This is a genomic window from Lysinibacillus sp. fls2-241-R2A-57 (genome assembly GCF_030209535.1).
GTDB lineage: Bacteria > Bacillota > Bacilli > Bacillales_A > Planococcaceae > Lysinibacillus.
In genome coordinates this window covers 36,297-50,286 of record NZ_JARVRU010000007.1, presented here as the reverse complement: position 1 = coordinate 50,286, position 13,990 = coordinate 36,297, and the positions used below count along the sequence as shown (strand labels likewise).

Annotated in this window: 10 protein-coding genes; all 10 read right to left on the bottom strand. The window is 38.9% G+C overall.

What is annotated here, in order from left to right:
• Nucleotides 1-180: 180 nt before the first annotated feature.
• On the bottom strand, nucleotides 181-1,059 hold the full coding sequence (gene rbsK, locus QRN68_RS01990) for a ribokinase (RefSeq protein WP_285394958.1): 879 nt from the start codon (nucleotides 1,057-1,059) through the stop codon (nucleotides 181-183).
• A 428-nt stretch (nucleotides 1,060-1,487) separates the two neighbouring features.
• Nucleotides 1,488-2,699, bottom strand: coding sequence for an MFS transporter (locus tag QRN68_RS01985; protein WP_285394956.1), 1,212 nt, complete (start codon nucleotides 2,697-2,699; stop codon nucleotides 1,488-1,490).
• A gap of 697 nt (nucleotides 2,700-3,396) precedes the next feature.
• On the bottom strand, nucleotides 3,397-3,987 hold the full coding sequence (gene leuD / locus QRN68_RS01980) for a 3-isopropylmalate dehydratase small subunit (protein ID WP_285394954.1): 591 nt from the start codon (nucleotides 3,985-3,987) through the stop codon (nucleotides 3,397-3,399).
• Nucleotides 3,988-4,023: 36 nt separating this feature from the next.
• Entirely contained in the window at nucleotides 4,024-5,433 is a 1,410-nt protein-coding gene (gene leuC, locus QRN68_RS01975; protein ID WP_285394953.1) for a 3-isopropylmalate dehydratase large subunit, read from the bottom strand.
• A 16-nt stretch (nucleotides 5,434-5,449) separates the two neighbouring features.
• Nucleotides 5,450-6,550, bottom strand: coding sequence for a 3-isopropylmalate dehydrogenase (gene leuB / locus QRN68_RS01970; RefSeq protein WP_285394952.1), 1,101 nt, complete (start codon nucleotides 6,548-6,550; stop codon nucleotides 5,450-5,452).
• Nucleotides 6,551-6,737: 187 nt separating this feature from the next.
• A complete protein-coding gene (locus QRN68_RS01965; protein ID WP_285394950.1) occupies nucleotides 6,738-8,276 on the bottom strand; it encodes a 2-isopropylmalate synthase in 1,539 nt (512 codons plus the stop codon).
• Nucleotides 8,263-9,297, bottom strand: a complete 1,035-nt coding sequence (ilvC, locus tag QRN68_RS01960; protein ID WP_053483880.1) for a ketol-acid reductoisomerase — start codon at nucleotides 9,295-9,297, stop codon at nucleotides 8,263-8,265. The genes QRN68_RS01965 and ilvC overlap by 14 nt, the downstream gene beginning before the upstream one ends.
• Before the next feature lie 98 nt (nucleotides 9,298-9,395).
• Entirely contained in the window at nucleotides 9,396-9,911 is a 516-nt protein-coding gene (gene ilvN / locus QRN68_RS01955; RefSeq protein WP_285394949.1) for an acetolactate synthase small subunit, read from the bottom strand.
• On the bottom strand, nucleotides 9,908-11,674 hold the full coding sequence (ilvB, locus tag QRN68_RS01950) for a biosynthetic-type acetolactate synthase large subunit (RefSeq protein ID WP_285394946.1): 1,767 nt from the start codon (nucleotides 11,672-11,674) through the stop codon (nucleotides 9,908-9,910). The genes ilvN and ilvB overlap by 4 nt, the downstream gene beginning before the upstream one ends.
• Before the next feature lie 458 nt (nucleotides 11,675-12,132).
• Nucleotides 12,133-13,803, bottom strand: a complete 1,671-nt coding sequence (gene ilvD / locus QRN68_RS01945; RefSeq protein ID WP_285394945.1) for a dihydroxy-acid dehydratase — start codon at nucleotides 13,801-13,803, stop codon at nucleotides 12,133-12,135.
• Nucleotides 13,804-13,990: the final 187 nt, after the last annotated feature.

Here is a 13,990-nt window from a genome sequence, read left to right as displayed (position 1 = left end):
AATCATTCTTATACTATAAAACCTACAATCACAGATATTAATTCCCACTCAGACTAAAAGAAATATTATATATAAATAGTTATTATAAAAATTGATAGGAGAGTTAGGTTTCCAGCACCTTCTCTCCTACTCTATCTTATTAAAGTGACTTTTTTACTATTAGCACACCGTCATTATACTTTACTCTTCTCCAGCCATACGTGCGTAAACCGCTCCAAGTGTTGGTATGCCACTTTGTGCACCTAATTTCTCTACAGATAAAGAAGCTGCAATATTAGCGAAATACACAGCCTGATCCAAAGACTGTCCTTCTACTAATGCATAAGCAAGTGCACCGTTAAACGTATCGCCTGCACCTGTTGTATCTACTGCTCTTGTCATATAACCTGGAACATGAATAGGATACTCACCATCAAAATAGCGTGCTCCATCACTACCTAACGTAATAATCATTTTATTAGGATATTTTTCTAATACTTGATCAAAATTATCTCCAAAAATTTCTGTACACTCTGTTTCATTTGGTGTGATATAGGTGATATCCTCCATCCATTGCACATCAAAATTTGCCGCTGGTGCTGGATTTAATAAAACAGGTACATTGGCTTCTTTACACAGTTTAATTGCATAGGCAGTCGTTTCCTTTGGAATTTCTAACTGCATTATCACCATCTGACTTTTTTGAATGATTTCTTTCGCTGCCTCTATATGCGCAGGCATTAATTCATAATTAGCTCCTGGCACTACAATGATACGGTTATCGTTATTATAGATAAGAATATTAGCAATCCCAGTAGGAACCGATGTGCTTGTAATCGCTTCTGTTTGGATGTGCTCTTGCTGTAAAACTTTACGTAATGACTCACCAAAACTATCTGATCCTACACAGCCAATCATTGTAACTTCACTTCCAAGGCGTGCAGCAGCAACTGCCTGATTCGCCCCTTTTCCACCTGGGATTGTTTGGAATTCTTTACCAAGAATTGTTTCACCCTGCTTTGGAAAAGCCTCCATTTGCACAACTAAATCCATATTTAAGCTACCTATAACTGTAATCATCTTTTGACCTGCCTTCCTTCTTATTTTTCCATTCTAACTGAGAAAACAGTAGAAAGACAGGATCATTTACATTTGATTATTACGTTTGAAGTATTAGCATCTCACCTGATTTTCGCTACGGGCTACAATCAGTTGAAAATAGGTATATATTAGCAAAATGGCAACAAAAAAATCCTTTTATCGCTCAATAATAAACCTATTTTTTCCTAATCAACACGCCTGAAAGTATAGTTAATTATTTTCAATATGCCTATTTTCGATTTATAGTTTTCCTAATAAGCCCTTCCTTGACTCCAATTCAATTTTTCTATCACAATCTTCACAAGAAAATTTCCCTTGCATATTTTGTTTATACAGTCTATATTTCTTTGATCCTTCAACAACCTCAAATGTTTTCTTACAAAAAATACAACTAAGCGAATAACTAATCATAATGTTTCCTCCTTTAAACCTATGTGGATTTTTTTGGAATATAGCACAAAACATAATGAAACCGAACATAAAATACTTATAATACCTAAAATAATGGCAGTCATTTGAAGCGTAAATAATTCTGCAAACAGACCTAATAAAAACGTAAAGGTAATTTGTAAAATACTTTGAAAAATATTCGAAATACTGCCGAATCTCCCCATCATTTCAGGCGGTACATTTTGCTGATAAAATGTTTCATAGCCTGTATTACTAAACGCCATAAAAAAGCCTAGAAAAACAAAACTTACACATGCCAATACACTTGATGTCGAAGCATAAAAGGCTGTATAAAACAGCATTGTCAAGAACAAGCCAAAAGCCATATATGAACGAGTGGACCATTTTTTTGCAAAGCTTGCAGCAACCATTCCACCTAAAATTGCTCCTGCTCCTGCAACACTCACAAAAGCTCCATATATGCTATCGGATAAAGCTAAATCTTGTTTTATAAATGTTGCTTCTTGGGAGTCAAGCGCAAAAGCAATCATTAACGCACTTTGGAACAATAAATAAATCGTAATAAATAATGGATTTTGTCGGATGAAAGCCACTACAGTTACATAATCACTTTTTAATATTTGCCAAGTAATACGTTGCCTCGAAGTTTCCTGCACATCATCGACATTAGGTAATAAATAAATGATTATTGCACATACAAAAAATGTAAAGCTGTTGAACCAAATTGTTACTGTTGTATTAAAAAGCATGATGAGGAGACCCGCAAGTGCTGGACCTACTAAAAACGAACCTGAATTGAACGTACCAAGTATTGCGTTGAATCGTTGTCTATCTTCTGAGGGAATAAATTTTGTAATATAATATGTACTACTAGGTCCAAAGAAACTACTTGCTATATTCGCTAAAAATAACAATGCATAAATTAGCCAAATAGATTCCATAAACGGCATACAAAAAACGATAACACCTCGTATCATATCAGTTGTAATCATCAACTTGCGTTTATTCATACGATCAATAAAAGAGCCTGCTACCAAGTTGGTTAAAACTCTGGCGATAGGACCGACAATAAAGATCCCAGCCATCGCTGCAGGTGATTGTGTTAAATGCCATACAAATAAATTAAGTGCAATGAGGTAAATCCAGTTTCCTAAATTGGAAAAACCTAAGCCTCCAATTAACAAACTGTATTTACGAATGATAGTCATGATGGTTCCCCTCCTTATTTTTCACTTTTGATAAAAATTTCCAATAAATGTTTAATTAAACTAGCACATCACCAAAACATGCGGTTGATTTTCCGTTCCAACTGGGCGCTTTCCCAGTGAAGTCCGATGAGCCACTTTGCTGCGTCCCAAGGCTCCTCTATGACGCTAATCCCCAAGGAATCGCCCTGTCTCCACTCAACTTATATACATGACATACGTTTTATCAAATGTTATCTCTACCTTTTAGTGATGAGACAATAAACTGGATAACATTCCATTTATTTACCATAACTCCATTTACATATTATCAAAATATTGCTTCAATTCGTAATGCTTTTTTTACAAATAAACAACAAATTAAAATAACTAATGCTGTATTTTTATTATGTAAAGTTATAAGGACTAGTCATTTACTTATCAATGAGTTTTTTTCATTACCTGACAGTTCTGAGGTTAGTTCTTTCTGCTACCTGATCACTTTTTACTCTAACCCGAGCAGTTCTTTCTGCTACCTGATCACCTTCCACTCTAACCCGAGCAGTTCTTTCTGCTACCCGATCATTTTCCACTCTAACCCGAGCAGTTCTTCCTTCTACCTGAGCATTTCTCACTCCAACCCGAGCAACTCCTTCTTTTTACAAGAAAAAAACTGAAGACAACTAGTATGTCTTCAGTCTAAAGGTAATCGCTTCATCTATTAATAGGCGATACGTTTTGCTTCGTACGCAGCGATTTGTTCCTCATATTTAAATGTTAGGGCAATTTCATCCCAACCATTTAGTAATGTTTCTTTATAATAAGGATCGATGCTAAAATGATACACTTTCCCGTCTTCACCTGTTACCGTTTGTGCTTCAAGACTAACTTCCAACGGGTATGGTTTTGCTAAGCCTTTAGCTAAAATTTCATCACACTCTGCTTCAGTTAGTTTGATTGGTAAAATGCCATTTTTGAAACAGTTATTATGGAAAATATCTGCAAAAGATGGCGCAATCACTACATTGAAGCCGTAATCTAAAATTGCCCACGGTGCATGTTCACGAGAAGAACCACAGCCGAAGTTATCTTGTGCTACTAAAATTTTGGAGTCTTTAAATTCAGGTTTGTTTAATACAAAATCCTTTATTTCATTGCCCTCTGCATCGAAGCGCCAATGGTAAAATAAAAACTGACCAAAACCTGTACGTTCAATACGTTTTAAAAACTCTTTCGAAATAATTTGGTCTGTATCGACATTTTTACGATCAAGTGGTGTTATCACACTATTTACGATATTAATTGGTTCCATTTTCAATCATCCCTTCCGTGTAATGAAGATAAAAAATTACACAGTTTCCTTTACCAATTCACGAACATCTACAAAGTGACCAGCAATTGCTGCTGCCGCTGCCATTGGCGGTGATACTAAGTGTGTACGAGATCCAGCTCCTTGGCGTCCTTCAAAGTTACGGTTTGATGTTGATGCACAGCGTTCACCAGCCGGTACTACATCATCATTCATCGCCAGACACATTGAGCAACCTGTCTCACGCCATTCAAAGCCAGCATCTGTAAAGATTTTATCTAATCCTTCTGCTTCTGCTTGTATTTTCGTCGAATATGAGCCTGGTACAACGATAGCTGTTACATTTCCATGCACCTTACGTCCTTTGATGATATTTGCTGCTGCACGTAAATCACTGATGCGTGAATTTGTACATGAACCGATAAATACGTGTTGGATATCGATTGAAGTTAATGGTTGACCTTCTTCTAAGCCCATGTAGGCAAGTGCTTTACGAAGAGCGGCTTTATCTGACTCATCCTCATAATCTGCCTGTGTTGGAACATTACTTGAAACACCTGAACCCATGGACGGATTCGTTCCCCAAGTGATGATTGGCTCAATTTCTTCTGCTTGAATGATTCGAACTGTATCATATGTTGCATCTTCATCGGACGCTAAACTTAACCAATAATCTGCTGCTTCCTCAAACTTTTCTCCTTGTGGTGCATGTTTACGTCCACGGATATAGTCAACAGTCGTTTGGTCAGGAGATATTAGCCCTGCCTTCGCACCAGCCTCGATCGACATGTTACAAATTGTCATCCGTTCTTCCATAGAAAGCTTGTGGATAGCCTCTCCAGTGAATTCCACAATATGTCCTGTGCCGACACTGATACCGAATTTAGAAATAATCGCTAAAATAATATCTTTTGCAGCTACACCTACAGGAAGCTCACCTTCTACACGAATTTCCATTGTTTTTGGCTTGTTTTGCCATAGCGTTTGTGTTGACATTACATGTTCTACCTCAGATGTACCAATACCGAAGGCAATCGCTCCGAACGCACCATGTGTAGACGTATGGGAGTCACCACAGACAATCGTTTTACCAGGCTGAGTTAATCCTAACTCAGGTCCAATTACGTGAACAATCCCTTGGTCCGGATGCCCCATTCCTGCAAGCTCAACGCCAAATTCTTCAGCATTTTTAGCTAACGTCTCAATTTGGTTACGTGCAATTGGATCATGAATCGTCGGTAGATTTTTTGTAGGCACGTTATGATCCATTGTCGCAAAGCTTAAATCTGGACGACGTACTTGACGTCCGTTCAAACGTAGACCTTCAAAAGCTTGCGGAGAAGTTACTTCATGAATTAAATGGAGATCAATATATAACAGGTCCGGTTTGCCCTCTTCCTGATAAACAACGTGTTTATCCCAAATCTTTTCAATTATATTTTTACCCATTATCTTCACTCATTTCTTAAATGTATGTTGTCATAATGCTTTCTGAAACAAAGCTTGTATCAATCTCGTTAATTACTTTATCTGTCCATTCATTCGTCGATAGTATACGACCGCCATCACGTGCAAGATCTGCTGTGAAATAACCATCATCAAAAACTGCACCTACAGCACGTTCAATTTCAGCAGCCTCTTCTTTTAAGCCAAATGAATATTGTAGCATCATGGCAACTGAAAGAATTGTTGCAGCTGGATTTGCTACACCTTGACCAGCAATTTCCGGTGCTGAGCCATGTACTGGTTCATATAGACCAAAATTATCTCCGCGAATGGATGCAGATGGTAGTACGCCTAAAGAGCCTGTAATAACAGATGCTTCATCACTTAAAATATCTCCAAACATATTTTCAGTAACTACCACATCATAATGACTAGGATTTGTAATTAATTTCATAGCAACAGAATCTACTAAATTGTGCTCCACATACACATCTGGATAATCTTTTTTCTTCGCTTCTACAACTTCACGCCATAAGCGACTTGTTTCAAGTACATTTGCCTTATCAACAGAACATAATTTACCTCCACGTAAACGTGCTAATTCAAAGGCATTTTCAACGATACGCTCAACTTCTGCAGTTGAGTAAACAGTTGTATCAATCGCGCCATTCTCAGTACGCATACGTGGTTCCCCGAAGTATACGCCGCCTGTTAGTTCACGTACAATCATTAAATCGACGTTTTCGGCTACTTCACGCTTTAATGGTGAAGCATCTAGTAAACTCGGGAACGCCTTTACTGGACGTAGATTTGCGAATAAGTCAAAGTGCTTGCGAATACGTAATAATCCTTTTTCTGGACGTAATTCTGGTGGGTTACGATCCCATTTCGGACCACCAACGGCTCCTAGTAAAATAGCGTCACTATTTTCACACATCTCAATCGTTTCATCTGGTAGTGGATTATTGTGTTGGTCGATGGCAGCGCCTCCGATTGTTGCATAGCCTAAATGGAATTTATGGTTAAATCGCTTTCCAATCACCTGTAATACACGTACAGCAGAAGCAACAACCTCTGGCCCAATTCCGTCACCAGGAAGTACTGTAATTTTTTTCTCCATCGTCAAAACACCTTTCTTTTTATAGCGTTGAAATACGCCATTTTAGTAAGACTCTCACCTATAGTAATAGGTGAGGGTCATCAATTACGACCACGCGTAATTGGCATAATTCATTTGGATGTGAATGAAGCTCTTACAATTCACTACCACTAAAAACTGTGACACTCACGAGAAGCTTGATGATCGATTAACTTACAGGCTGTGCATGAAGGCTTACTTGAATTAAATGACGGTTTATAGCATTTAAATAAGCCTTTGCCGATGCTTCTAAAACATCCTGTGATGAGTTGCGTCCAGTTGTCGATACATCATCATAGCGGATATTAATCACGGCTTCACCGAGTGCATCTCGCCCTTTACCGACAGACGTAACTCGGTAATCAATCACATGAATATCTCCTTGTACAAGTTGCTCAAGCGTATTGAAAATAGCTTCCACCGAGCCTGAACCTGTTGCAACAACTGTTTTCTCTAGACCTTCTGGTGTTAAAACAATCGCTGTTGCTGTTGGTATATTTTCTGTACCATATTGCACCTGTACCATCTTCAGTTCGAAGAGTGGCACATCTTCTACTTGAATTTGTTGTTCTGTAAGAAGAGTTAGTAAATCTTCTTCTGTAATTTCTTTTTTACGATCAGCCAATTTTTTAAATTCAGTGAATGCTTTATTGATTTTTTCATCCGAAAGATTAAAGCCCATTGTTTCTGCTCGATCACGGAATGCTGCGCGACCTGAGTGTTTGCCAAGAACGAGCGGTACCTCACCTTCACCGATAAGAGCAGGTGAAATAATCTCATACGTTTCTGGATTTTTTAACACACCGTCTTGGTGAATACCTGATTCGTGTGCAAATGCGTTTTTACCAACAATAGCTTTATTCGGCTGAATAACTACATTCGTCAATTTACTGACTAATTGAGATGTACGTTTAATTTCTTGTAAATTAATCCCTGTCTCTACACGGTAAATATCTTGGCGAATATGAAGTGCAACTGCAATTTCTTCAAGCGCAACATTTCCAGCGCGCTCGCCAATACCGTTAATCGTACCCTCTACTTGCGAGGCACCATTTTCAATGGCTGCAATCGTATTAGCAGTTGCCATACCTAGGTCATCATGGCAATGTGCAGAGAATTTTACCTTTTCAGCACCTTTTACGTTTTCAAGTAGGAATTTAAATAATGCACCATATTCTTGTGGCGATGCATATCCTACTGTGTCAGGTACATTTATGGTTGTCGCACCAGCCGCAATAATTTCATTCATAATACGCACTAAAAATTCTCGGTCTGAACGGAATGCATCTTCTGCTGACCATTGCACAAGCGGAAAGAATTTTTTCGCATATTTTACAGCTTCAATCGCTTGTTCTACCACTTGATCGGGTGTTTTTTTTAGCTTGTATTCCATATGAATTGGGGAAGTTGCTAAGAAAATATGAATATGTGGCTGCTCCGCTACTTTAATCGCTTCCCAAGTTGTGTCGATATCCTTTTGTACACAGCGAGCTAAACCTGTAACGATGGAGTTTTTCACTGTACCTGCAATGCGATTGACCGCATCAAAGTCGCCAGGTGACGAAGCAGGAAAACCTGCTTCAATAATTGTCACTCCTAGGCGCTCCAGTTGCTTGGCGATTTCAATTTTCTCTGCTGTGTTTAAGTTAATACCAGCAGATTGTTCGCCGTCGCGAAGTGTTGTGTCGAAAATATCAATTTTTCGCACTTGTAGCCACTTCTCTCACAACTTTTTCTTTACCTTCGTTGATGAATGGCATCATAGCACGTAATTTAGCACCAACTTCTTCGATTTGGTGATTTGCACCAGCTTCTTTGAATTTTGTATATTCTGGACGACCATTTTCGTTTTCTTGAATCCAACGGCGAGCGAATGTACCATCTTGGATATCTGTTAAAACATCTTTCATACGAGCTTTTACAGAGTCGTCGATAATACGTGGTCCTGCAACATAGTCACCCCACTCAGCTGTATCTGATACTGAGTAACGCATTGTTGCCATACCACCTTCAAACATTAGATCAACGATTAATTTTAATTCGTGAAGTGTTTCAAAGTATGCTAACTCTGGTTGGTACCCTGCTTCTACTAATGTTTCGAAACCAGCTCTAACTAATTGTGTAGCACCACCACAAAGTACTGCTTGCTCACCGAATAAATCAGTCTCAGTTTCTTCTTTGAATGTCGTTTCAAGTAATCCACCACGAGCTGCACCGATTCCTTTACCGTAAGCAAGAGCTATATCTTTCGCTTGACCAGTTGCATCTTGGTGAATTGCGAATAAGCCTGGTACACCAGCACCTTCTTGGAACTGACGACGAACTAAGTGTCCTGGACCTTTCGGCGCAACTAAGAATACGTCAACATCTGCTGGTGGTGTAATTTGACCGAAGTGAATGTTGAAGCCGTGTGCAAACATAAGTGCTTTACCTGCTTCAAGATGTGGAGCGATTTCAGCTTCATATACAGCTTTTTGACGCTCATCAGGAAGTAAAATTTGGATCACATCTGCTTCCTGTGCTGCTTCAGCAACAGTTTTTACATCTAATCCATCAGCTTTTGCTGCATCGAAAGATCCGCCTGGACGAACTCCTACTACTACATCGAATCCTGATTCTTTAAGGTTTAATGCATGTGCGTGACCTTGTGAGCCATAACCGATGATTGCGATTTTTTTTCCTTTTAATACTTCCTCGTTGATGTTTTGATCATAGTACATTGTAGCCATTGTTTGTTTCCTCCTAAATTTGGGTTTATTTTTTTACTTCGGATGCGAATAACCCGACTAAGGGTCATAAATCCAAAGCTTTCAATTTTATATGCAAACTATTTTAAAATAGAGAGCTGCGTATTTGAGATTTTTTGTGTTTCACGAACAGATGCAGTAGCCCCTGTACGCGTTAATTCTTTAATACCATAAGGTCGAATTAGTTCAATAAAGGCATCAATCTTCTCTGGATGTCCTACTACTTGATATGTGACAACGTTTTTCGCTGTATCAATAATTTGTGGACGGAATGGTTCGATAATTGAATTCATTTCTAGTCGTAAGTTTGGTGGTGAAATTACTTTCACAAGTGCTAACTCGCGTAATACGATCGATTTATCTGTAATGTCATTGACCTTTAGCACATCAATTTGCTTTGATAATTGCTTCACTAGTTGTTCAATTTTACGCTCATCCTCTACGTTTACTACAAAAGTCATTTTCGAAAAGTTTGGCTGTTCAGTATGACCAACTGTGATTGATTCAATATTGAATTGACGCTTCATAAGTAAACCTGTTACACGGTTTAACACACCGCTCTGGTTAATCACTGTTACTGTAATTACTCGTTTCAATTCTTTTTCACCCCAATCATTTCATGTAAGCCTTTGCCTGGTGCTACCATTGGGTACACACATTCAAGCTGTTTAACGCGACAATCGATTAACACTGGCTCATCAGAAAGTAGTGCCTCACGGAAAATACATTCCGCTTCGTCGATTGTGTCAATTCGATAGCCTTTAATGCCATATGCATCGGCTAATTTAACAAAATCTGGTTGGATCGGCATAAGTGAAGATGAATAACGCTCTTCATAAAATGTTTCTTGCCATTGGCGTACCATTCCTAAACAGCTGTTATTTAAAATCACGATTTTTACCGGTAAGTTGAATTCTTGTAGGATAGAAAGCTCTTGTGCAGTCATTTGGAATCCTGCATCTCCTACAATAGCTACAACTTTTTTGTCTGGCTTCGCAAACTGGGCGCCAATTGCAGCTGGGAAGCCGAAGCCCATCGTACCAAGTCCACCAGACGTTACCCATCCATGATCATTGTTTAAGCGATAATATTGTGCAGCCCACATTTGATGCTGACCAACATCTGTAGTAACAACTGCGTCACCTTCTGTAATTTTATGCACAAGCTCCAATGCTTCTTGCGGTAAAATTACTTTGTCCCCAGGCACCTTGTTGTACCATAATGGATATTCGTTTGCATGATTATTTAAGAATGCTAGCCAATCTGTTGTCTCTGGACCTTTGAAGTCTTTTTTCAATAACGCTTTTAATGCTTCTTTGGCATCTGCAACAATTGGAATATCAGTCGGGACATTTTTTCCGATTTCCGCTGGATCAATATCAATGTGTACGATCGTTGCATTCGGTGCAAATGTTGCTAAATCACCAGTTAAACGGTCATCAAAACGAGCACCAATATTCAATAATAAATCTGCTTTTGTAATTGCTGTATTCGCAGTTACAGTTCCATGCATACCAGCCATACCGAGGAATAATTCATGTTCTCCATGGATTGAACCAAGCCCTAATAAAGTGTTCGTTACAGGGATACGATATTTCTCAGCGAATGCAGTTAGTTCTTCTTTGGCATCTGCAAAGAGTACACCAGCTCCAGCTAAAATTAATGGATTTTTGGCCAATGAAATTGCCTGAATGGCCTTTTGAATTTGTAAATAGTTCGGTTTGTATGTTGGCTGATAACCTGGTAAATAAATTTCTTCAGGTGCTTGTGGTGGGTTCTCTACATCAAATAACATTTGAGAAACGTTTTTCGGGAAATCTACTACAACAGGGCCCTTTCGACCAGTGCTTGCAATATGGAAAGCCTCTTTAACGATGCGCGGGATATCATTGACATCCTGCACCTGATAATTGTGCTTTGTGATTGGTGTTGTAATGCCCATAATGTCTGCTTCTTGGAAAGCATCTGTACCAATTACAGACGTTGCAACTTGACCAGTGAAAACAACTAATGGAATGGAATCAATCATTGCATCAGCAATACCTGTTACTAGGTTTGTTGCCCCTGGACCACTCGTTGCTATTACAACACCAGGTTTATTGGAAACACGTGCATAACCTTCCGCTGCATGGATTGCACCTTGTTCATGTCTAGTTAAAATATGACGAATCGGATTTTTATACATTGCATCGTAGATTGGTAGTACCGCCCCACCAGGGTAACCAAAAACAATTTCAACACCTTGTTCATGCAATGCTTGCACTAATACGTCAGCACCATCTTTCGCTTGATAGGTTTGTTCAGCTTTTGCTGTTGTCGTTAATTCTTCTTTTTCATTGATAGAAACATTCGCACTCATCAAATATGCCTCCTTCTTATTATTCAATTTCACATTAGTAATGCGCATCAGTGAAGTAATACAAGCTGGATGTCTCCTTATAAAGAGACTCCTGCTAACATTGTCAAAAAAATAAAAAGCCTTTTTCTCCACACGCAAAGAACTACCTTACGTAGGGATGAAAAAGACTTTCCATGGTACCACCCTTTTTTATAGCAAATAATTGCTACCTCGTGAATAAATGTAAGCATTTATGCACCAATGCGAGAAAATTCGCATCCAATAAGGTGTCATAAATCATTTATTCATTAATAACGAGCACTTTCGATTATGCCCGGAGCTATCTAATGGCGAATGCGCGTTTAATAGCTCGCTCCGAGGGGATGTCGGATCTAGTTGTATCGCCGGCTTCCAGCACGACCGGCTCTCTGGTAGATACAAGGCTCTAGAACCTTTTACCTCATCAACGCTTTAACTTATTAAATTTTCATGACGCCACCTGTAGAGGCGCTTGTTACTAATTTTGAATATCTTGCTAACCATCCGCGTTTAATTTTCGGTTCAAATACCGGTAGTTTTGCACGACGTTCAGCTAATACTTCATCTGAAACTTCTAAATTGATCGTACGATTTGGTAGATCAATTGTGATCATGTCACCGTTCTCTACTAAAGCGATTGGACCGCCTTCTGCTGCCTCTGGTGAAATATGTCCGATTGAAATACCGCGAGATGCACCTGAGAAACGTCCGTCTGTAATTAACGCAACCTTTGTACCAAGACCACGACCTTGAATCGCAGACGTTGGTGCAAGCATTTCAGGCATCCCTGGGCCACCTTTTGGTCCTTCGTAACGAATGACGACTACATGACCCTCTTTAACTGTCCCATTATCAATGTTTTCCTGTGCAGCTTCTTGTGATTCAAAGACGATTGCTTCGCCCTTGAATACTTTAATAGAAGGGTCTACAGCACCTACTTTAATAACAGAGCCATCTGGAGCGATATTGCCAAATAACACCGATAAACCACCAACTGGGCTATAAGGATTGTCTTTCGTACGAATAACTTGATCATTTGTAATATGATAATCCTTTACAAGCTCACCCATTGTCACTCCTGCAACAGTTGGACGATCTGGATGAATAGCACCTGGAATAGATGTCAATTCATTAATAATGGCACTAACGCCACCTGCTTTATTAATATCATCCATTGAAATATCTGAAGCAGGCATAATTTTCGCTAGATATGGAACACGCTCTGCAACTTTATTAATATCTTCAATGTTATAATCGATTTCAGCTTCATTGGCGATTGCTAATGTATGGAGGACTGTGTTTGTCGAACCACCCATCGCCATATCAAGTGCAAATGCATCATCTATTGCTTCTTTTGTAATAATGTCACGAGGCTTAATATCCTCTTTAATCATACGGACTAATTGTTTAGCAGCTTCTTTAATAAGCTTATGGCGCTCTTCAGAAGTAGCTACGATTGTTCCATTACCAGGTAAAGCTACTCCTAGCATTTCCATTAAGCAGTTCATAGAGTTTGCAGTAAACATTCCTGAACATGAACCACATGTTGGGCATGCATTATTTTCAATATCTAACAGCTCTTCAGATGACATTTTGCCTGATTTAAGAGCCCCTACACCTTCAAAAACTGAGGTTAATGAAAGCTGCTTACCAGTAGCAGAAGTACCTGCCTCCATTGGACCACCAGATACGAAAATTGATGGTACGTTCGTACGAACTGCTGCCATTAACATCCCCGGTGTAATTTTGTCACAGTTAGGAATATAGAATACGCCATCAAACCAGTGTGCATTTATAACTGTTTCAGCAGAGTCTGCGATAATTTCACGGCTTGGTAACGAGTAACGCATACCAATGTGCCCCATTGCAATACCATCATCTACACCGATTGTGTTAAATTCGAATGGAATACCACCCGCTTCAATAATGGCCTCTTTGACAACATCAGCAAATGTACGTAAATGAACGTGACCTGGAATAATGTCAATATATGAATTACAAACCCCGATAAATGGCTTGCCTAGATCTTTTGCTTTTACTTTGCCAGTTGCATATAAAAGACTTCGATGTGGCGCACGATCTACGCCTACTTTAATCATGTCACTTCTCATTTTAAACGCCCCTCATTTATTGCTATGTTCGTTGCTTTATACAAAATGTTCTGTCTATTTCATTTTTGTGTATATGTTAATTGCCTTGAAGACAACTAACTGCTGTAACGAACGTGTTAAATTGTTGTTATCATAGTACGAAAAAAAGGTCTCGTCAACACCATTTTTTGAATTGTTTAAACAATTT

What these genes read in the sequence shown, in the direction of transcription:
- ilvC (WP_053483880.1), bottom strand. Translation starts at nt 9,297, where the DNA reads ATGGCTACAATGTACTATGATCAAAACATCAACGAGGAAGTATTAAAA.
- QRN68_RS01985 (WP_285394956.1), bottom strand. Translation starts at nt 2,699, where the DNA reads ATGACTATCATTCGTAAATACAGTTTGTTAATTGGAGGCTTAGGTTTT.
- rbsK (WP_285394958.1), bottom strand. Translation starts at nt 1,059, where the DNA reads ATGATTACAGTTATAGGTAGCTTAAATATGGATTTAGTTGTGCAAATG.
- ilvB (WP_285394946.1), bottom strand. Translation starts at nt 11,674, where the DNA reads ATGAGTGCGAATGTTTCTATCAATGAAAAAGAAGAATTAACGACAACA.
- ilvD (WP_285394945.1), bottom strand. Translation starts at nt 13,803, where the DNA reads ATGAGAAGTGACATGATTAAAGTAGGCGTAGATCGTGCGCCACATCGA.
- leuC (WP_285394953.1), bottom strand. Translation starts at nt 5,433, where the DNA reads ATGGGTAAAAATATAATTGAAAAGATTTGGGATAAACACGTTGTTTAT.
- leuD (WP_285394954.1), bottom strand. Translation starts at nt 3,987, where the DNA reads ATGGAACCAATTAATATCGTAAATAGTGTGATAACACCACTTGATCGT.
- leuB (WP_285394952.1), bottom strand. Translation starts at nt 6,550, where the DNA reads ATGGAGAAAAAAATTACAGTACTTCCTGGTGACGGAATTGGGCCAGAG.